This window comes from Planktothricoides sp. SR001 (assembly GCF_001276715.1).
Taxonomy (GTDB): domain Bacteria; phylum Cyanobacteriota; class Cyanobacteriia; order Cyanobacteriales; family Laspinemataceae; genus Planktothricoides; species Planktothricoides raciborskii.
This window is the reverse complement of the sequence record NZ_LIUQ01000034.1, coordinates 53,446-74,255: the sequence shown is the minus strand read 5'-3', so window position 1 is coordinate 74,255 and position 20,810 is coordinate 53,446. Positions and strand designations below refer to the sequence as shown.

Genomic DNA, 20,810 nt, shown 5'->3' with positions numbered 1-20,810 from the left:
AATTGATGACACGCCCTAGGTTAAATAAGTTAAATAAATATACAGAGAGTTGCTGATGTCACCCATGAATCTGCGCCGGGACCGGGATTGACCCATCGGGTACAAACCGAATCTGAGAATATTTCTGAACAGAAACAGATCCAGAAACAGAGTCAATCGGCTGGGCGGAATCGAAGAATCCCCTAAGCCGGGAGACTTTTGAGCGGATTTAGCCAGCGATCGCCCCACTCTCCGTGAAATCAATGTCCACCGTCCGCGCTTTGTAGATTTTTGTAGATTTATGTAGATTTATGTTAAGTTATTGTAGCAAAAATTTTCGACCAAAAAATCAAAAATTTTAAGAAAATATTATTAGAAAAATATTAGGAAAATCTTTCAAATAACCCTTTGATGGCTTTTTCAACTATTTTCGGTTTAATTATAATAAAAAATGACGATTAATTTTGTAGTCAGGCTTAATTGATTAAAACCTAGCCAAAAACAAAAAAACATTAAAAAAATTACATCAATATATATAAAAATATCTTTTTTGGCTTTAATTTTTTTAAAAAAAATTTATTTTATAAGTTTAAGTTTGAAAATACAGAAAAATATCCTGATACACTGAACTTTATCTAGGAAAAATATCGGTATTTTTATCGGTAGATGAATCGGTTAAAAAGCCGGTTGAGTTAGCAAAAAAACAACAAAGCCAAGGAGGTAATCAACTGAGAAGCCTAAAGTTTATCGGGGGAATTAAACCACCCAAGTAATGTCCAGCTAACCGCTTTTTTCTCTTTGTGAAACAGCCTCTTGTGAAACTTCCTCTGTGGTTGCCAAGATGGATAGAGGCAGTTCTGAAGCAGATCGAAGCGATCTCTCCGAGCCAAAAATAAGTCAAACTGATAATAAGCATATATCAAAAATAAAACTATGACAAAAACATCAAATCATCCTAGCGAGCGCGATCAGGTTTTAACCCATCTCAAGTTAAGAATCACTCGGTTAAAACAAGCTTTGAATCAAGGAGAAAAAGGATTAGACTTAGTAATTGCGGCGTTGCAAGATGACTCAGAACCGATCACCAGAGCCGCCTATATGTTGCTCAAGCAAAATCCACACCCCAAGGTCAGAGAAGCGCTCAAGCAATATAACCCTTATCGGTTTTTCAAATGTATCCGTACTCTCGGTGGACATTCCAGCCGAGTATATACCATTGCCATTAGTCCCGATGGCCAAATGTTAGCCAGTGGCACGAATGACAATATCATCAAACTTTGGCATATTCAAAGAGGTCTGGAAGAGCGAATATTCACGGGACATATTGATTGGGTGGATTCCGTAGCCTTTAGTCCCGATGGGCATATGCTGGCTAGTGGCAGTGGTGACAGTAGCATTAAGTTGTGGAATGTCTCGACCGGGGAATTGATTCAAACCCTGAAAGATCATAGCCGCTGGGTTACTTCCGTGGCTTTTAGTCCCGATGGGAAGATGCTGGCTAGTGGCAGTAAAGATAACACGATTAAGCTCTGGAATTTGGTGCCGGATGCCAATGGCCAAATTTCGTCCCAGCCGCTGTACACAATGGAGGATCACTACGACTGGGTATATGCTGTGGTGTTCAGTCCCAATGGGGAGATGTTAGCCAGCAGTGGGGACAGTACCATTAAAGTCTGGGACTTACGCACTAGGATCTGTAAACTCACTTTGACTGGCCATTATGATTGGGTTTACACTGTGGCGTTTAGTCCCGATGGCCATATGTTAGCCAGTGGATCGGAAGATGCCACGATTAAACTCTGGCAGGCGAACACCGGCAAAGCGATCGCGACTTTAAAAGGACATTCTTTAGGGGTGAATTCTCTGGCATTTAGTCCCGATGGTCAGACTTTGGCCAGTGGTAGTGCGGATCAAAGTGTCAAACTGTGGGATATGAGGAGTTACAAGCATATTACTCTGCGAGGTCATTCTGATTGGGTCAGTTCCGTGGCGTTCAGTGCCAATGGCAAGATTTTAGCCACGGGGAGTGGCGATCGCACCATCAAAATCTGGGATCCGGTGACAACTGAAGAAAAAAATACCCTCGGTGGAGATGTGGAATTTGCCGAGTCAGTGATTTTTACTCCCGATGGGCAAATTTTAGGCAGCAATCAACCCCAAGAACCGCCGAAACTCTATAATCTCCATGCGGGGGAAGAATTTCTCAGCATCACTGGTCACTCCAGTTGGGTGGAAGTGGTCAGCGTCAGTCCCACGGGGCCAATTTTAGCCAGTGGCAGTGAAGACGGCATTATTAAATTGTGGAATTTGCGGACAGGTTACATAATTCAAACCCTGCGAGGGCACAAAGGAGGAGTTTGGGCGATCTCCTTCACTCCCGACGGTCAGACCTTAGTCAGTGGTGGTAACGATACCACGATTAAACTATGGAATCTAGAAAACCATCAAGAGATGCTTTCTCTGAATGGGCATTCTGAAAGAATTGATGCGATCTCCATCAGCCCGAATGGGGAAATTCTGGCCACGGGGAGTGCCGATGAAACCATCAAACTTTGGCACCTACCAACTCGCCAACAAGTATTAACTTTAACCGGACATACTGACCGGGTAAGTTCTCTATCTTTTAATCGAGATGGAGATATTTTAGCCAGTGGCAGTAGCGATGGCACGGTCAAATTTTGGCATCCAGTCACCGGCGAAATCTTACACAATTTTAAAACCCAAACAGATGGCGTTAATCACGTTGCTTTTAGTGGCCGGTCTGGACTCCTAGCCGCCGCAGGAGACAACGGCACCGTCAAACTTTGGAACCTGAAAAATAACGAGGCTTATGCCACCTTTGATGGCCATAAAGATGCGGTAATGACTGTGGCATTTAGTCCCTATGGGCATCAACTTGCCAGTGGCAGTGCCGATACCAGTATTAAAGTTTGGAATCTTTATAACGGTCAACAACTAAGAACTTTGAATGGACATTCTGAGTCCGTGAATTCTCTATGTTTCAGCTTAAGCGGATTCGGCAAATCCTATATTTTAGCCAGTGGCAGTGCTGATGGTACGGTTAAAGTTTGGGGGGTTTTATGAGCGGAAACCGGGTTTTTTCCCTCTGCCAAAAGCATCTCAGTGGCTCACAGCAAAAAACCCGGTTTCTTGAATTTTACCAAGCGTCGCCAATGGTGGGGGCTTGCATTGGCTCGGATAAAGCAACGGAAGGCTGTTTCACCAAGCTGGGCACCACTTCTCTGAGTTTGGCATTCAACTGTTGAGTGGTGGCATCATAGATTTGCGTGGTTAATTTGGGATAGACTCCAATGCCAATAATCGGCACTAACAAAGAAGCAATAATAAAGACTTCTCTAGGTTCGGCGTCCACCAAAATTTGACTTTCTACTAAGTTTTTATTTTCCGGTCCGTAGAGGATTTCTCGTAACATGGACAGCAAATAAATTGGCGTCAAAATCACTCCAACAGCGGCCAAAATTACCACCACTAATTTAAATGTGGGGTTGTAAGCATCACTGGTGGCAAAGCCAACAAAGACCATTAACTCCGCCACAAATCCACTCATTCCGGGCAAGGCTAAAGAAGCCAAAGAACAGGTCGTCCACATGGCAAAAATTTTCTTCATTTTTTGCCCAACGCCACCCATTTCATCCAACATCAACGTATGAGTGCGATCGTAGGTGGCTCCCACCATAAAGAAGAGACTGGCACCAATTAAACCGTGGGAAATCATTTGCAGCATGGCCCCACTCATGCCCAAATCGTTAAATGAAGCAATGCCAATTAGGACAAAGCCCATGTGAGAAATGGAAGAGTAAGCAATTTTCCGCTTGAGATTTCTTTGGGCAAAAGAAGTTAACGCCGCATAGACAATATTCACCACCCCCAAAATTACCAATACCGGGGCAAATTGGGCATGGGCTTCTGGGAGCATTCCCACGTTCATTCTAATTAGGGCATATCCACCCATTTTCAGCAGAATGCCAGCCAGTAACATATGTGCGGGTGCGGTGGCTTCCCCGTGAGCATCCGGCAGCCAGGTATGCAGGGGGAAAATGGGCAATTTCACGCCGTAAGCAATTAAAAAGCCACCGTAGAGGAGCAGTTGGAAGTTCATGGCATAGTCTTTGGCGGCGATCGCTCTCATATCAAACGTCACCGTATCACCATAAAATGCCATTGCCAGGGCTGCTACCAAAATAAACAGAGAACCACCGGCAGTGTAGAGAATAAACTTAGTGGCGGCATAGAGGCGTTTTTTGCCCCCCCAAATGGACAAAATCAGATAAACCGGCACCAGTTCTAGTTCCCAGACCAGGAAAAACAGCAGCATATCCTGGACGGCAAACACGGCAATTTGACCACCGTACATGGCCAACATTAAGAAATAGAACAGCTTGGGCTTAAAGGTGACTGGCCAAGCGGCCAAAATTGCCAAGGTGGTAATAAAACCAGTCAGTAGAATTAAGGGCATGGACAAGCCATCGGCACCCACAGACCAGTTTAAATCCAGATTGGGAACCCAACCATAGCTTTCCACCAGTTGTAGGTCGGGATTGCTCAGATCGTAGTGATTGCAGAAAACGTAAGCGATCGCAGCAAAGTCAATTAACGCCACAATCAAGGAATACCACTTTACGGTCTGACCATCTTTATCGGGCAACAATGGAATTGCCAGGGCTGCCACAATGGGAAATAAAATTATGAAAGTCAGCCAGGGAAAATCAGTCATATTAATCAATCATTGTTTGTTGTTCATTATTGGTTCACCGTTGACCGTGATTGGTTATTGGTTATTTGTGGTTTGAGGCAAATACCAAATAACCAATAACCGTTCATCGGAAAGAGGAAAGAGGAAAGATGAAAGAGGAAAGAGGAAAGATGAAAGATGAAAGAGGAAAATTTTCTCTTCTCTCTTCTGTGTTCTCTATTCTGTGTTCTCTATTCTCTTTTCTCTCTTCTCTCTTCTCTCTTTATTAGGTGACACCAGAAATAATCACTAAACCCAAAACGGCCACAAATACGATTAAGGCGTAGAATTGGGCGCGACCATTCTCGAAGTATTTCAATCCTTCTCCGGTAATCACCGTCACCAAACCCGTCAGGTTGACGGCCCCATCGACGACGCGGGAATCCACTTCTAGGACTTGTCGGGCTAACCGGCGAGAACCTTTGACAAAGAGGAAGTCATTGATATCATCGAAGTACCACTTATTCAGGGATAACTGATACAAGGGTTGGATTTTTTGGGCGATCGCTGCGGGGTCAATTTTACGACTCATATACATCAGCGAAGCGATGGTAATCCCAATCAGGGCAATGCCCACGGAAGAACCCCCCATCACCAGAAATTCAGTCAAATCAAATTCCTCAGCGTGTTCGAGCACTTCCGCCACCGTTTCACTGGGTGGATGAATGAACTCTTCAAAGTAGTTGGCAAACGGGGTGCCGACTAATCCAATCAGCACTGAAGGTACTGCCAGAGCCATCAAGGGGAAAGTCATGGTCAAAGGCGACTCATGGGGATATTCACTATGACCGTGAGAGTGGTCGCAGTTGTCACCATCATGGCCGTGAGCCAATTCTTTGGGATCCATTGCTCCCGGCCCAAAAGCGTTAGCCGGTTTACCACCATTAGCGGTGGCTAAAAGTTGATTGCGGATATCGATTTCATTGCCTCGAAACTTGCCTTCAAAGGTGTTGAAGTACATCCGAAACATATAGAAAGCGGTTACACCAGCGGTCAGCCAACCAACCACCCACATCGCGGGATTGGCGGCAAAGGTACTGCCGAGGATTTCATCTTTTGACCAGAACCCGGCAAAGGGGGGAATCCCACAAATGGCCAAAGTACCAATCAAAAAGGTGGTGGCGGTAATCGGCATATATTTACGCAGACCCCCCATCAAACGCATATCCTGAGCCAGTACGGGGTCATGGCCGACCACCCCTTCCATACCATGAATCACTGAGCCAGAACAGAGGAATAGCATGGCTTTGAAATAAGCGTGGGTCATTAAGTGGAATAACCCGGCGCCGTAAGCCCCGACGCCCATTGCCATGACCATATAGCCAAGTTGGGAAATCGTGGAATAAGCTAATCCTTTTTTAATGTCGTTCTGAGTAATCGCGATCGTGGCGCCCAAGAAAGCCGTAAAGCATCCAGTCCAAGCAATGACATCCATTGCCAGGGGAATTTCTTCAAAAACTGGGTACATCCGGGCAATCAAGAAGACTCCAGCGGCCACCATTGTGGCGGCGTGGATTAACGCGGAAATCGGGGTCGGGCCTTCCATCGCGTCGGGAAGCCAGACATGGAGCGGGAATTGGGCAGATTTCGCTACTGGGCCGAGAAAGACCAACACGGCAAATAAGGCCGCTAGACCAGAGGCGATCGCCCCTGACTCCACCAGTTCCGTTAGGCGATCGCCCATGACGATAAAGTCAAAACTATCGGTAGCCCAGTAGATGCCTAAAATACCGAGCAGCAAACCAAAGTCCCCGACTCGGTTGGTGACAAATGCTTTTTGGCAAGCATCAGCCGCAGCGGTGCGATCGTACCAAAAGCCAATCAGCAAGTAGGAAGCCATCCCTACCAGTTCCCAGAATATATAGATCTGTACCAGATTGGGAGAGATCACCAACCCCAACATGGAGGAGCTAAATATGCTCAAGTAAGCGTAAAAGCGTACATATCCTGGATCGTGAGCCATGTACCCATCGGTGTAAATCATCACCAAAAAGGTTATGGTCGTAACGATCGCCAGCATCAGAGAGGAAAGATGGTCTATCGTATAACCCATCGATAGATGAAAATTCCCTGCTGCTGCCCATTCAAACATTTGCGTATAGGGTTCATGTCCTTGCAGTTGACTCCACAACAGCAGAAAGGACAAGACCATTGAAGCGCCCACCAAAGAGACGACAAAGACTGCATTAGCTTGCCGCAGAGCATTCGTCGCCTTGTTGTATGAAATCAGGCCAAGGCCAACAATCATTGCTCCTGCCAAGGGCAAGACCGGGATCAGCCATGCATACTGATATATCGGTTCCATCTCTAACTTCTATTTAAGAATTTGTACTTAAGAAACACTCTGGATCACATTTTGACACAATTGCAGTCTCTTAACCTTATGCGCCACTCAATACCATAGTCTATTCGCAGAATTTATTGACTGCTACTGTGTTAATTGTTCATTACATGAATTTTTGCTGGTACTGACCGTCAGGGGTTAGCATCAAGCAACGGATACCCAGGCTAAGTCATGTTTTTTTCGCAAAACTGACATCATACTCTGGTTCAGGCAACAGGGGTTGACCCTGGTTGACTAATTTGAAAATCAGACATTGTAGCGTTCTGTATAGTTCATCGCGATGATGACACCCTTCTGCCCGATATCGCACTTCGCCCCCTTCAAACAGGATAATGGTGGGGAGGGTGGTGAGACGATAAGCGCTGGCTAGGGGTAAACTTTGATCCGCGTTGATCCCCACCAGCTTAATTTGTTCTCCCCACCTGGCTTTACAGGAAGTTAACACCGGCTCCATCATGCCACACAAGCTACACCAAGGAGCCCAAAAGTGAACAATGACTGGGGTGGATGCTTCTAAAACTTCTTGTTTAAAAGTGTACTGATTAACTAGCAACAGCATTCTCCTCTCAGATCAAATAGGTTTTCTAAACAATCCTGGAATTATGCTACATCCATTTGCGATCTTTGGGGGAATAAATCCATCGCTATCTGGATTGTTATTGAGCCACCTATGGATGTTATTTATATAAATAATTAATCTAAATAATCACTTCGATATTTTTGACATTAATCGGCTCCAATTAAAGCATAGACTGTTGCCATATATTCTATAAATTTTAGATACCATCTATCTATGTGTTATGCCGATAAATTAACTATCTATATAATTTGACAAGTATTTTACTTATAAAACGACTATTGTTTTATAAGTAAAATCATAAATTTAAATTTTCAATGCTATTAGCAGATAAAATAATTAGTATTTTTATCGTTATTAACCGGATATTTTCATGTCAGGGAATTAGATTAACTAGGGGCAATTGATTAATTGCCCCTAGTTAATCTATATCTAACCACTCAGTGATAATGTGGGGCGGAAGGGGGGAGCGAAATTTAAAATTTTTATCCCTTACCAAGCAACGGTGGCAGTTGCTCGCATGAGTAAGGGGTGAGCCCACCATAAACCAAAGATAAAAATGGTAACTCCCAAATAGGCTGGGCGGATAAACTCGGCAAAATTTATGGTTTGTCGGCCTTGCAAAATCGCTAAAAAAGGTATGATTGATGTCCGATCTTTGACTTGAGCAAATGCTTCGCCATAACGAGCCATTAAGCGGCGATCGCCATGCCAAACCGCAAATAAATGATGCAGGATTAATCCCAGGGAAGTGACTAAAGTAAAGCTGGTGCCAATCCAGAGGGTATGAGCAATACACCAAATCACTTGACCTACCATTTGCGGATGACGGCAAATGCGAATAATCCCAGTTTCATACAGGTGAACTTCCGGTTTTTTGATGGCGGCAATTTCTATTAGATTAAATGTGGCTGGATAAAGAAAGAAAAAGGAAATGGCTGAAAGTACCCAAACAATCGGTTTGACGACGGGAACTCCCTGGAGTTGCCAAAGTTGTAAGCCATCATAGCGATGGTTGAAAAAATAGATAATTAACACCACAGCCAAAGGCAAACTTACTAAGGCAAAGAGGACTCGATACAACCGGGCGCCGATCCACATTTCGCCCTTCGGTCGCAAGGCGGCTAAACCACTGTGGGCGATCGCAAACCCCAACAACAGCCCCATCATCTGAAAATGGCTCAGAGTCAACCAATCAAGATTCATTTCTGATTTTTAATCCCCATTGAGAACAATTAATCATCAACAACCATCGTGACATAATTCGGGCTCAGGCCACGAACTTTCGTCTGTTTTGAATATTCATATAGGGGCGTAATGCTTAGGCCAGGGGGCTACCGGATCACCTGTAGGGGCGATCGAGCTTTCTCTCCCGACGCTTTCTGGAAGCGCCCTCTGGAAACGACCGGGGATCTCGTTCTTAGGGGATCACCAGTTTTAGACATATAGCAATCTTAAATGATTTATGAAACTGCTCCCCTCTCCCGTTTTGGGCTGCCCCCCGCGAAGGCGGGGGCAGGGGTAGGTTGGGGGTGAGGGTTCATTCCACAACTGATATAGGATTGCTGTATCTCGACATATCTAATGGATCTGGGATATGGGATATGGGATCTGGGATCTGGTCAAAATATCCGGGCGCGTCCGCCAACGAGTGGGGGGGTGGTAAACTGCAATTGCAATCCCTTTTACAAAAAACAGTGAGAGGATTAAGGAGAGACATTTTTCTGTCGCCATCAAAAGAAAATCTTGATTCAATACCCACCCTTAGTGCCGAGGACGAACCTCTATCTCGCGCAGATCACCCAGTAGGGTGGGGATATTTGGCGGTTCAATAAAAATCCAGCTAAGGATCTTGAATCTTGTCTTGGCCAAAGAAATCCGTTTTTTGTGTTGACTTTACGCAACACCCCCAAAAAACTATAACTACGGGAAAAAACTATGTCGGATATTCCTTTTACTTTAGATCAGTTACGCATTCTCAAAGCAATTTCTGCGGAGGGAAGCTTTAAACGCGCTGCGGATAGTTTATTTGTCTCCCAGCCAGCCATCAGTCTGCAAGTACAAAACTTAGAGCGACAGCTAGATGTGCCATTGTTCGACCGAGGAGGCCGAAGGGCGCAGCTGACCGAAGCGGGTCACTTGTTACTCAGCTATGGTGAAAAAATTCTCGGTCTTTGTCAGGAAACTTGTCGGGCGATTGAAGATTTACAAAATCTCCAAGGTGGCACCTTGATTATCGGTGCCTCCCAAACTACGGGAACTTATCTGTTGCCTCGAATGATTGGAATGTTCCGCAAGCACTATCCTGATGTGGCGGTACAACTCCATGTTCACTCGACTCGTCGGACGGCTTGGAGTGTGGCCAATGGACAAGTGGATTTGGCGATCGTGGGCGGTGAAGTCCCCACGGAATTACAAGACTCTCTGAAAGTGCAGTCTTATGCCGAAGATGAATTAGCCCTGATCGTGCCAGTATCTCATCCGATGGCGAAATTAAACACCATCGATAAAGATGATCTTTATAAATTAGAGTTTATTACCCTAGACTCTCAATCAACCATTAGAAAAGTGATCGATCAAGTTCTCACTCGCTATGAAATTGACACCAGGCGGTTAAAAGTGGAAATGGAGTTAAACTCTATTGAAGCAATTAAAAATGCCGTTCAGTCCGGTTTAGGCGCCGCTTTTGTCTCAATTTCCGCGATCGAGAAAGAGTTGCAAATGGGGATGTTGCACCGAGTGACGATTCATGAAGTGGAAGTTAAACGAATTTTATGGGTAATGGTCAATCCGAATCGCTATCGTTCTAAAGCAGCCGAGGCATTTAGTCGGGAAATTTTGCCTCAGTTTGGTGCTGCCCCGAAATGGTTTGAGAATGAACCGGGACAGTCCTCAGCCTCAGCAACAGCGATCGCCGACGATCTATCTGACCCTGGGGAGGAGGATGCTTCTAATTTAAATAATCGCTGACTTTTATTAACTGTTGACCGTTGCCAGTTGTCTGGTGACTGTTGACTGTCAACGGTCAGGAAAGTGCCAAAAAATACCCTCGTGAATTGCCAAAAGTTATGAAGATTTTCTGTACTCGTCCGGGTTGTTCTCGTCCCAACAATGATTTTGCTGACCTTGATAATCATCAGACTTTAAAAACGGTTCAACAAAAATATTGTACAACTTGTGGCATGACTCTAATTTTAGATGGTCGATATCTGCCGCAAAGACTCTTAGGACAAGGAGGATTTGGGGCTGCTTTTTTGGCTTTCGATCGCCGCTCCCCCGGAATGCGTGAATGTGTGGTGAAACAATTTCAGCCCGCTGGAGATTTGAGTCCACAACAAATGGAACTGGCTTTAAGTTTATTTGAACGCGAAGCGGTGGTGCTGGACAATTTAGGCAGAAAACATCCGGCAATTCCAGATTTGTTGGCTTATTTTCCTTTAGAAGCGTCTGGGTGGAAATCTAAAAAATCTGAACAATATTTTTATCTGGTTCAAGAATTTATTGATGGTCAGAATCTTGAAGAAGAATTAGCCCAAAAAGGTCAGTTTTCTGAACCAGAAGTCTTAGAAGTCCTGAAAGGGATTTTGAAGATTCTTAAGTTTGTTCACGAGCATGAGGTGATTCACCGAGATATTAAGCCTTCTAATATTATGCGCGATCGCACTTCCGGTCGTCTTTTCTTGTTAGATTTTGGGGCGGTGAAACAAGTCACCCAAGCCGCTGCCAGCGGTGGGGCGGGTCGATCCACGGGGATTTATTCTATGGGTTTTGCGCCCCCAGAACAAATGGCCGGTCGCAGTGTTTTTCCCTCTACAGATTTATATGCGTTAGCGGTGACTTGTATTATGTTATTCACCGGCAAACCGCCCCAAGAACTTTTTGATTCTTATACTAATCAGTGGGATTGGCGCAAGTATGTCCAAGTATCTAATCACTTAGGGGATGTGCTGGATAAAATGCTTTTGCCCACACCGAGCGATCGCTATGCTTCTGCGGAACAAGTCCTAGGGGCTCTCGATGCTCCAATCCCACAAAAGCCAACCCAACCCGTCAACCCCACCATCATACCTCCGCCAAATCCCCAGCCAACGGTCAACCCTCCGTCTAATCTGCCGGTTCCGGTACAGCCAACCCTACCCCCATCTCCAGTTAACGTTTCCCCGATCGCCTCTCAGTCTGGTCAATTTTCTACCCTAGAAGTCTTAACCGGGGCGGCATTTACCGGGTTTGAAGGCGGTTTGCTGTTAGTGGCGATCGGCAATTTAATTAAGGTTCCTGCTGTGAGTACCTTGCTTTGGTTGGGAATTTTGGCAGGTTTATTCTTTGCCCAAAATCGACGGATTATTGAAAAATACGATTTGTTAATTATTGCGGTAATTTCTTTAGCAATTGTCTTTTTTATTCCCCCTTTACGAGGAAATCCTGCTAGTCAAATAATTTTGGTTCCCATGTTTGGGGCTTTATGTGCCACAGCAGTGACGGCTTTATTTCGCCTGGTGTATAAATTTTTGTCTGATATTTTATAAGCAAAAAAACCGGGTTTATTCTCGTCGCAAAATCGCCCATAGATTGCCCAGTCAACCTAAACCCGGTTTCGGTTTTTTGCAGCCGTTTACTGTTTAGTCCAGATTTTCATTTTTCCTTCCGTATCCCCACTGACTAAATAACCATCTCTGAAGGCAACAGCACGCACTTCTTGGTTATGTCCTGTCAGTGTAGCTATTTCTTTGCCACTGGCTAAATCCCATAATTTAACCGTTTTATCTTTACTCGCAGTGGCTAAATATTGGCCATCATTACTCAGGGCGATCGCATTAATCACATCCCGATGACCTTTGAGGGTATTCGCCTCCCCTGTATTTAAATTCCAAACTTTAATATCCAGATAGTCACTACTAATTAAACTCTGGCCATTGGGAGTAAATAATAAAGAGTCAACGGAGAATTTACTGCCATCTAAAGTTTGTAATATTTCTCCACTTTTACTATCCCAAATATTAATCGTTTTATCCAGACTCCCGGTGGCTAATTTGTCGCCATCGGCACTAAAAGCGATCGCATATACTCGGTCATTATGACCTTTTAAAACTGCGGTTTCTTTACCACTTGCCACGTCCCAAAGCCGCACGGAAAAATCTTTACCGACCCCACCAGAACCACTGGCTAAAGTTTGACCGTCAGGACTCCAGGCGATCGCATGGACTTGATCCGTATGTCCAAATAATGTCTGCTTTAATTTGCCAGTTTTCACATCCCACAACATAATTTTAGTGTCGGCACTGCCACTAGCCACCGTTTGACTATCGGGACTAATTGCCACTGCCCAAACATTGCCCAAATGTTGAGAAAATCGATTAATTTCCTTTCCCGTTTTCAGATCCCAAAGTTTAACATCATTATCTGACCCACCTGTGGCAATTACTTCACCGTTTTGGCTAATCGCCACTGAAGCAACCGGCTTTTGGTGAGCGGCGATCGTCATCTTGGCCTGAAAATTTCCGGCGGTATTCTTCACCACTTCTGGCGGCTTGGTATTTTCGCTATCTGGTAAGGGATCTGGGGTGGGCGTGGGATCTGGTGTGGGATCTGGTGTGGGATCTGGTGTGGGATCTGGCGTGGGATCTGGCGTGGGATCTGGTGTGGGATCTGGCGTGGGATCTGGCGTGGGATCTGGCGTGGGATCTGGCGTGGGATCTGGCGTGGGTGTGGCATCGGGCGTCGGCGTGGGATCCGGTGTGGTTGTGGGAATGTTGGTGCTCGTCGAATCAATCATTAGGGGCGATCGCGTAGACTGATAAATCTGCACCCCCACCCAAGTCAACGCCACCATCACTAACCCAAAGATGGGCTTTGATTTTTACGGGCAGGGATGGATGGCGCGATCGCCAAAATTCTTTATATGCAATAGCTTCAAGAGCGATCTCCTGAATTCCGAAGCCAGTAGGGTCTTGGGGTTTCCCCAAGTAGAATAGATGACCTACGATATGATTGATCTTTATTTGTCAAAAATTATCTGATGAACAGCGATCGCCTGCCTTGTAATAAATGCTAAACTGTTCCGGGATATAAAAGAGCGAAAAATCTCCTGTCATCAATTAATTTGGCAGCCCAACAATTTATCACCCTTGCGGAGGATTGACCATGACCCTGGAAATGAAGGTGACTTCAATGGTTTGTGAAGTTTGTGCCAAAACTGTCACCAATACCATCAAAAATGTCGATGCCGGATCCGAAGTCACCATTGATTTATCCACCAAAGTTGTTCAGGTAGAAACTCAGGCTTCAGAAACCGCAATTAAAGAGGCGATCGCTGCTGCCGGTCATACGGTTGAATAACCGATTATAAACTAATAAATCTGAGTCAAACTCAGCATCAAACTCAGCATCAAACTCAGCGTAAAAATCAGCATAAATCAAAATTATCAAGAATATTGATGCTTGATTTTACCGATAGCGCCCGCTACAGTAAAAATAGATTTTTTCAAACAACCTAACCCGAAACAATTCTATGTCAATTGGTAAAGAACCACCACAACTGATCAAACATCGTTTATCTTATTCTGGACGAAAATTTGGTTTTGATGTCAATCTTCTCCGCTTGCCCAATGGTGTAGAAGGAGAATGGGAATGTATCCGGCATCCCGGTGGTGCCCTTTGTATTCCAGTCACCAACAATGGCAAACTCATCCTGTTAAGACAATATCGTTTTGCGGTAGAATCGCGGATTTTAGAATTTCCGGCGGGAACTTTAGAACATGATGAAGACCCAGAAACCACAGTAAAACGGGAAATCGAAGAAGAAACCGGCTACCGCGCCCATAGTTGGAAAAACTTAGGTCAATTTGTCTTAGCCCCCGGTTATTCTGACGAAATTATCTATGCTTTCTTAGCCAAAAATTTAGAAAAATTACCGAACCCACCCGCCCAAGATGATGATGAGGATATCGAACTCGTGTTTATGTCTCCTCAAGAATTAGAAAAAGCCATTTTAGGCGGTGAACTGATCGATGCTAAATCTATCGCTAGTTTTTTCTTGGCTCGTCCTTTTTTAACTTAACCTAATTAACCCAGGAGGGGTGTAGGGTGTAGGGTGTAGGGCCGCCATCGGTGTAGGGTGTGGGGGAGCAGGGGAAAGTGAAAAGTCGTACGGGCGAATGGCCATTCGCCCGTACAAAAGAATTATCACTATTCACTATTCACTATTCACTATTCACTATTCACTTCCTCATCTCCTCTGCCGACGGCGGGCTCCTCTGCCCCTCAATTCTGACCAATCCTGTATTTCTGCCGAAAATTGGCACAAAAATATGCTAGGATTAACAGTTTAGGAATTTCAGCGTATGTAGGCTAATGGCTGATAGCGTAATTTTATTTTGGCACCGGCGGGATCTACGCATAACCGACAACGTGGGACTGACAAATGCTCGCAAGGTTAGTCCCAAAGTTGTGGGTATATTCTGCCTAGATCCGAATATTTTAGAGAGAGATGACGTGGCACCGGCAAGGATGGCCTATGCTCTGGATAGCTTGCAAGAATTGCAGGAAAACTATGCCAAGATGGGGAGTCAGTTGTTGATTCTTCATGGCCAACCCGAACGAGCGATCCCATCATTAGCCGCTGCATTGGGGGCACAAGCGGTTTATTGGAATTCTGATGTTGAGCCTTACTCTAAAAAACGGGATCAAAAGGTGGAAGCAGCCCTGAGTGAAAAAGGCATCGAAGTCAACACTTTTTGGGATCAGCTTCTATTACCACCGGGAATGGTGCTGACTGGGAAGGGCAAACCCTACACGGTTTATACACCGTTTTGGAAAAATTGGAGTCGAAAAAATAAGTCGGAACCCATGCCCGCGATCGCCTCAATGACGGGTTTGAGTGCCGAAGAGTTGGCCTCCGCCAAAAATGCGGGGGCGATCGATCGCCTTCCCAAGGCCAAGGACTTAGGATTTATTTGGGATCGGCCATTGGTGCAGGCTCCAGGAGAAAAGGCTGCCCAACTTCAACTAGAAGATTTCTGTCATAAAAAGATTTTGGCCTACGACAAACAAAGAGACTTTCCCGATATTCCCGGCACCTCCCAACTCAGTGCCGCCCTGAAATTTGGCGTGATTGGCATTAGAAATGTTTGGGCGGCGATCGACACTGCTTGGAAAGAATGCCGCAGTGATGAAGCTCGGAGTAATATCCGCACTTGGCAACAAGAACTGGCTTGGCGAGAGTTTTATCAACATATTATGTATTATTTCCCGGAATTGGCCGATGGATCCTACCGCGCTGCCTGGAAAAATTTCCCCTGGGAGAATAACCCAGAATATTTTCAAGCTTGGTGCGAAGGACGTACCGGCTATCCGATCGTTGATGCGGCCATGCGCCAACTGAATGAAACCGGCTGGATGCATAATCGCTGTCGGATGATTGTCGCCAGTTTCCTGACCAAAGATTTAATCATCAATTGGCAGTGGGGCGAAAAATACTTTATGCAAACCCTGATTGATGGGGACTTGTCCGCTAACAACGGGGGTTGGCAATGGACAGCTTCTAGTGGCATGGATCCGAAACCGATTAGAATTTTTAACCCCGCTTCTCAGGCGAAAAAATTTGATCCCGATGCGGAATATATTCTGCGCTGGCTCCCAGAACTCAGCCGAGTGGATCCTAAGTTTCTCATCACGGGTAAAATTCCCGCAGACAAGCGGGAAGCCGCTAAATATCCAGAGCCAATTGTGGATCACCAACAGCAGCAGCAGAAGTTTAGGCGGCTTTACCAGCAAAACAAATTCAACAACGCTGAAATCACCAGCGAAGAATAACGAATAACGAACAAAAAATAACGAATAACGAATAATTGTTTGAGGGAAAACCAGTGAAAGTTTTAGTCGTTGGCAATGGAGGGCGTGAACACGCCCTGGCTTGGAAACTGCTGCAATCAAAGAAAGTAGAGCAGGTGATCTGTACCCCTGGAAATGGGGGGACGGCGATGATGCCCGGATGCCAAAATTATCCTTTCGCGGTGGATGACTTCCAAGGGATTAAGGATTGTGCTTTGGCCAATGATGTTTCTTTGGTGGTGGTGGGGCCTGAAGTGCCTCTGGCGTTGGGAATTACGGATTTTCTTCAAGTCCATAATTTGAAAGTGTTTGGGCCGACCCAAACTGGAGCCCAACTTGAAGCGAGTAAGTCTTGGGCTAAAGCTTTGATGCAAGAAGCGGGAATTCCTACCGCCGCTTCCGCTGTGTTTACCCATACCCTTATGGATGCAGCGATCGCTTATGTGCGTGAGCAAGGCGTGCCAATTGTGATTAAGGCTGATGGTTTGGCTGCGGGTAAGGGGGTGACGGTGGCACAAACGATCGCAGAGGCAGAGGCCGCGATCGCGGAAGCCTTTGGCGGTGCCTTTGGGTCTGCCGGTGAATGTGTGGTGATTGAAGAATTTTTACCCGGTCAAGAGGCTTCGGTATTAGCCCTGACTGATGGGAAAACGGTGGTGCCTTTGTTACCGGCTCAAGACCATAAACAAGTGGGCGAAGGAGATACCGGGCCAAATACGGGCGGTATGGGTGCATACACCCCAACTCCCATTGTCACCCCCGCCCTCCAAGAACGAATTCAGCAAGAAGTGCTTGAACCGACGATCAAGGCTTTCCGCGATCGCGGCATTGATTACTGTGGGGTTATCTATGCGGGCTTGATGATTGCCCCCAATGGGGATCTCAAGGTGTTGGAATTTAACTGTCGCTTTGGGGATCCCGAAACTCAAGCTATTCTGCCGTTGCTGGAAACCCCCTTAGAAGATTTGATGTTGGCTTGTGTGGAAAAACGCTTGGCCCAAATGCTGCCAATTCAATGGAAACCCGGGGCTGCCGGTTGTGTGGTGATGGCTTCCGCCGGTTATCCGGGCAGTTATGAAAAAGGAAAACCGATCGCCGGTTTGGACAAAGCCGCCGATACTGGGGCGATCGCTTTTCATGCCGGGACAAAACTCTCGTCTGAAGGGGAGATCGTTACTGATGGCGGTCGGGTTTTAGGCATCACAGCGATCGGCAGTAATTTTGACGAAGCCTTAGCTAATGCTTATCAGGCTGTGGATTGTATCGAATTTGAAGGGGCTTATTGTCGCCGAGACATTGGTTATCGGGTGAAAAATATCTAACTTGTGATTAGTGGTTGGTGGTTGGCTATTCGCAGCCAAATAACCAACCACTAATAACTAATCACAAACAACAAATAACAGATAACAAATTTTGCTGGTTCAATAACTAGACGATCTGTTACCATCCAAATGACTATTGAATACTCGTCATCTCCTTGCACGGGGTAGGATTAAGCTTGGTGGCTCTACTCACACAGATCAAACAAATTATTACAAGCTGGTGGTCTGAGTTCACCCTCCAGACCAAACTAATGGCTGCTGCCACCTTGGTGGTTTCTTTAATTATGAGTGGCCTGACATTTTGGGCTGTCAATACGATCCAAGATGATGCCAGGATGAATGATACCCGCTTTGGTCGGGATCTGGGTTTATTGTTGGCAAGTAATGTGGCGCCCTTGATTGCGGAACACAACGAGACAGAGGTGGCCCGCTTTTCCCACCGTTTTTACAGCAGCACTACCAGCGTGCGTTATATGCTGTATGCCGACCCTCAAGGACAAATATTCTTGGGAATTCCTTTCTCAGAATCACAGGTGCAAAATTCCCTGATGCTGCAACGGCGAATTCAGTTACCGGAAGGCTTTGCCACCAATTCTGATTTGCCAATGGTACGCCAACACCAGACTCCAGCCGGAGAAGTGACCGATGTTTTTGTGCCGTTGATCCATGATGAGCAATATCTAGGAGTATTGGCGATCGGGATTAACCCCAATCCTACGGTGGTGGCTTCCTCTCATTTGACCAGGGATGTGACAATTGCTGTGTTTGTCTCGATTTGGGTGATGGTGATTTTGGGGGCGGTGTTTAATGCCCTAAATATTACTAAACCGATTAAAGAGTTATTGCTGGGGGTGAAAAATATTGCCGCCGGTAATTTTAAGCAGCGGATTGATTTGCCTTTTGGTGGAGAACTGGGTGAATTAATTTTTAGCTTTAATGAGATGGCCGAACGGTTGGAAAAGTACGAAGCCCAAAATATCGAGGAGATGACCGCAGAAAAAGCCAAGCTAGAAACCCTGGTTTCCACGATCGCTGATGGGGCAGTGCTAATTGATACTAATTTACAGGTTGTCTTAGTTAATCCCAGAGCAAGAGTATTTTTTGGCTGGCAAGGCAGCAATATCATCGGCGAAAATGTCCTGCATTGTTTACCTTCGGCAGTGACGGTAAAACTGACGCGACCTTTGTATGAAATTGCGGCTGGCGATCGCGAAGGGGCGGAATTTAGAATCAGCCTCACAGAACCCACGCGACGCAGTGTCCGCATTCTGCTGACCACCGTATTACTCCACAAAGCCCCTGGAGATGAACCTTTGTGTCAAACCTGTACTTACCATCAGGAAAATACTTGTACCTCTTCCCAACGACCGACCGCCACGGAATGTACCCTCTATCAAGACTCGTTCAAATGTAATATTGGACCTCATTACTATCGTGATAGTCTCAAAGGCATTGCCATGACGATTCAAGATATTACTCGTGAGGTGGAACTCAACGAAGCGAAAAGTCAATTTATTAGCAATGTTTCCCATGAACTCAGAACCCCACTTTTTAATATTAAATCGTTTATTGAAACTTTGCATGATTATGGGGAAGAACTCACCGCAACCGAGCGGCGTGAGTTCTTAGAAACTGCCAATAATGAAACCGATCGCCTGACTCGATTAGTTAATGATGTTTTGGATCTTTCTCGATTAGAATCCGCTCGAATCTATAACTTTGAAGGAATTGATTTGGCGCAGAATATTGAACAAACGCTGCGGACTTATCAGTTGAATGCCAAAGATAAAGGTATTCAACTCGGCCAAGAAATTGCTCCCAATTTGCCCCCAGTGGTGGGAAATTATGATTTATTGCTGCAAGTTTTCGCCAATTTAGTGGGCAATTCCTTGAAGTTCACCACTTCTGGGGGACGGGTGATGATTCGGGCTTATGTCCTCGAAGAGCCCCAGGCGACTATTCGTTTTTCTTGGTCAACGGACAAAACTGCCGAAATTCAAGAAACAAAAAAAGTGGTGCGGATTGAGATTTCCGATACGGGGATCGGCATTGATCCGGAAGACCAAGAGGCAATTTTTGACCGCTTTTTCCGGGTGGAAAATCGGGTACATACTTTGGAAGGAACGGGTCTGGGTTTGTCCATTGTGAAGAATATTATGGACAAGCACCATAGTAAAATTAATTTAATTAGTGAGGTGGGGGTGGGGACAACTTTTTGGTTTGATCTGGCCGTGTTTGAGGAAGAAATGAATCCGTCAAAGCCAGAGAATTTTCAGCCGATTTTCCATCAGGAAACGGTGGATGCGGCGATCGCTTCTCCCGAAAAAATTAGCCAGAAAATTTAAATATTCACCGGATTACCTGTTTCCCCAGAGTGTAAAACAATTTAGACCACTGGAGGCAAAGGATAGGATCCCCAGGCATTCATCGTGGATGAATTCTCTATGGCAGAATAGAGATAGCGATCGCGTTCAAGATTCAGCCATAGTTCACCAATAATGAATCCCTGAATGCATCTGATATTGCACAAACAGAGCAAGGGACATGGTTGAGTAATTCAAAAACCCTTATTTTTGACTAATTTAGAGGATGATAGCGAATGGATAATAATAATTTGATCAAACAACTGCTGATGATCGGCATTGGCACCACCTCCCTGGTCGCAGAAAAACTCAAAGAAGTTAGCGATCAGTGGGTTCAAGATGGCAAAATCAATCCAGATCAAGCGCAGCATTTTGTAGACGATTTGATGCAGAATATCAAATCTGAACAAGGTAATTTTGAAGCCCAGATGGAACGGCAAATCCGCAATTTAATGCAGGATATTGGGGTGCCGCGTCAAGCGGAGATGGATGAACTACGGGGACGGCTGGATCGCCTGGAACGACAGATCCGAGATTTAGAAAATCGGCATTGGCGTTAATATCGGCCACATGGGGCAAAAAATTACTTAAAACAATGGCACGGCCAAAATCATCAGAGGATTTTTTCGCAGTTTTTCTTTTT

Annotated in this window: 15 protein-coding genes; 9 read left to right on the top strand and 6 right to left on the bottom strand. The window is 45.4% G+C overall.

Translation table 11 applies throughout. The annotated features are described in order from the left end of the window. Window positions 1–912 precede the first annotated feature (912 nt). Window positions 913–3,063: a WD40 repeat domain-containing protein gene (locus AM228_RS18850; RefSeq protein WP_054468078.1), complete on the top strand. Its 2,151-nt coding sequence runs from the start codon at window positions 913–915 to the stop codon at window positions 3,061–3,063. Window positions 3,064–3,136: 73 nt separating this feature from the next. On the opposite strand, the gene ndhD1 is transcribed toward AM228_RS18850, so the two are convergent. From ndhD1 to AM228_RS18830, 4 genes are all read right to left on the bottom strand, one after another. After that, entirely contained in the window at window positions 3,137–4,714 is a 1,578-nt protein-coding gene (gene ndhD1, locus AM228_RS18845) for a photosynthetic/respiratory NAD(P)H-quinone oxidoreductase subunit D1 (RefSeq protein ID WP_190879565.1), read from the bottom strand. 244 nt (window positions 4,715–4,958) lie between these two features. Further along, window positions 4,959–7,037: an NAD(P)H-quinone oxidoreductase subunit 5 gene (locus AM228_RS18840; RefSeq protein ID WP_054468077.1), complete on the bottom strand. Its 2,079-nt coding sequence runs from the start codon at window positions 7,035–7,037 to the stop codon at window positions 4,959–4,961. A gap of 208 nt (window positions 7,038–7,245) precedes the next feature. Continuing rightward, window positions 7,246–7,635 carry a co-chaperone YbbN gene (locus AM228_RS18835; protein ID WP_072160844.1) on the bottom strand — a complete coding sequence of 130 codons (390 nt, stop codon included), beginning with the start codon at window positions 7,633–7,635 and terminating at the stop codon, window positions 7,246–7,248. Between the two features lie 510 nt (window positions 7,636–8,145). Beyond that, window positions 8,146–8,859 carry an NnrU family protein gene (locus AM228_RS18830; RefSeq protein WP_054468075.1) on the bottom strand — a complete coding sequence of 238 codons (714 nt, stop codon included), beginning with the start codon at window positions 8,857–8,859 and terminating at the stop codon, window positions 8,146–8,148. Between the two features lie 732 nt (window positions 8,860–9,591). Here AM228_RS18830 and AM228_RS18820 point away from each other — a divergent pair. Together AM228_RS18820 and AM228_RS18815 are read left to right on the top strand one after the other, a co-directional pair. After that, window positions 9,592–10,623 (top strand): LysR family transcriptional regulator, encoded by a 1,032-nt coding sequence (locus AM228_RS18820; RefSeq protein ID WP_054468072.1) that lies wholly within the window; start codon window positions 9,592–9,594, stop codon window positions 10,621–10,623. Between the two features lie 98 nt (window positions 10,624–10,721). Beyond that, on the top strand, window positions 10,722–12,179 hold the full coding sequence (locus tag AM228_RS18815; RefSeq protein WP_054468070.1) for a serine/threonine-protein kinase: 1,458 nt from the start codon (window positions 10,722–10,724) through the stop codon (window positions 12,177–12,179). Between the two features lie 86 nt (window positions 12,180–12,265). Here AM228_RS18815 and AM228_RS18810 read toward each other — a convergent pair whose 3' ends face one another. Both AM228_RS18810 and AM228_RS18805 read right to left on the bottom strand, forming a co-directional pair. Continuing rightward, entirely contained in the window at window positions 12,266–13,483 is a 1,218-nt protein-coding gene (locus AM228_RS18810; RefSeq protein WP_156331894.1) for a WD40 repeat domain-containing protein, read from the bottom strand. Continuing rightward, window positions 13,419–13,616 (bottom strand): hypothetical protein, encoded by a 198-nt coding sequence (locus tag AM228_RS18805; protein WP_054468066.1) that lies wholly within the window; start codon window positions 13,614–13,616, stop codon window positions 13,419–13,421. The genes AM228_RS18810 and AM228_RS18805 overlap by 65 nt, the downstream gene beginning before the upstream one ends. Before the next feature lie 178 nt (window positions 13,617–13,794). On the opposite strand from AM228_RS18805, the gene AM228_RS18800 reads away from it, so the two are divergent. From AM228_RS18800 to AM228_RS18775, 6 genes are all read left to right on the top strand, one after another. Next, window positions 13,795–13,989, top strand: a complete 195-nt coding sequence (locus AM228_RS18800) for a heavy-metal-associated domain-containing protein (RefSeq protein WP_054468064.1) — start codon at window positions 13,795–13,797, stop codon at window positions 13,987–13,989. Window positions 13,990–14,161: 172 nt separating this feature from the next. Continuing rightward, complete coding sequence (locus AM228_RS18795; protein WP_054468062.1) at window positions 14,162–14,710, top strand: NUDIX hydrolase; 549 nt, start codon at window positions 14,162–14,164, stop codon at window positions 14,708–14,710. Between the two features lie 293 nt (window positions 14,711–15,003). Beyond that, complete coding sequence (locus tag AM228_RS18790) at window positions 15,004–16,464, top strand: FAD-binding domain-containing protein (protein WP_054468060.1); 1,461 nt, start codon at window positions 15,004–15,006, stop codon at window positions 16,462–16,464. Between the two features lie 53 nt (window positions 16,465–16,517). Then, a complete protein-coding gene (gene purD, locus AM228_RS18785; RefSeq protein WP_054468098.1) occupies window positions 16,518–17,804 on the top strand; it encodes a phosphoribosylamine--glycine ligase in 1,287 nt (428 codons plus the stop codon). Between the two features lie 251 nt (window positions 17,805–18,055). Beyond that, window positions 18,056–20,149 carry an ATP-binding protein gene (locus AM228_RS18780; protein WP_369817774.1) on the top strand — a complete coding sequence of 698 codons (2,094 nt, stop codon included), beginning with the start codon at window positions 18,056–18,058 and terminating at the stop codon, window positions 20,147–20,149. Between the two features lie 254 nt (window positions 20,150–20,403). Beyond that, entirely contained in the window at window positions 20,404–20,727 is a 324-nt protein-coding gene (locus AM228_RS18775) for a phasin family protein (protein WP_054468055.1), read from the top strand. Window positions 20,728–20,810 lie beyond the last annotated feature (83 nt).

Coding starts and splice junctions, on each gene's coding strand:
- AM228_RS18800 (WP_054468064.1), top strand. CDS start 13,795: ATGACCCTGGAAATGAAGGTGACTTCAATGGTTTGTGAAGTTTGTGCC.
- AM228_RS18815 (WP_054468070.1), top strand. CDS start 10,722: ATGAAGATTTTCTGTACTCGTCCGGGTTGTTCTCGTCCCAACAATGAT.
- AM228_RS18795 (WP_054468062.1), top strand. CDS start 14,162: ATGTCAATTGGTAAAGAACCACCACAACTGATCAAACATCGTTTATCT.
- ndhD1 (WP_190879565.1), bottom strand. CDS start 4,714: ATGACTGATTTTCCCTGGCTGACTTTCATAATTTTATTTCCCATTGTG.
- AM228_RS18775 (WP_054468055.1), top strand. CDS start 20,404: ATGGATAATAATAATTTGATCAAACAACTGCTGATGATCGGCATTGGC.
- AM228_RS18835 (WP_072160844.1), bottom strand. CDS start 7,635: ATGCTGTTGCTAGTTAATCAGTACACTTTTAAACAAGAAGTTTTAGAA.
- AM228_RS18810 (WP_156331894.1), bottom strand. CDS start 13,483: ATGGTGGCGTTGACTTGGGTGGGGGTGCAGATTTATCAGTCTACGCGA.
- AM228_RS18850 (WP_054468078.1), top strand. CDS start 913: ATGACAAAAACATCAAATCATCCTAGCGAGCGCGATCAGGTTTTAACC.
- AM228_RS18820 (WP_054468072.1), top strand. CDS start 9,592: ATGTCGGATATTCCTTTTACTTTAGATCAGTTACGCATTCTCAAAGCA.
- AM228_RS18790 (WP_054468060.1), top strand. CDS start 15,004: ATGGCTGATAGCGTAATTTTATTTTGGCACCGGCGGGATCTACGCATA.
- AM228_RS18830 (WP_054468075.1), bottom strand. CDS start 8,859: ATGAATCTTGATTGGTTGACTCTGAGCCATTTTCAGATGATGGGGCTG.
- AM228_RS18840 (WP_054468077.1), bottom strand. CDS start 7,037: ATGGAACCGATATATCAGTATGCATGGCTGATCCCGGTCTTGCCCTTG.
- AM228_RS18780 (WP_369817774.1), top strand. CDS start 18,056: ATGGCTGCTGCCACCTTGGTGGTTTCTTTAATTATGAGTGGCCTGACA.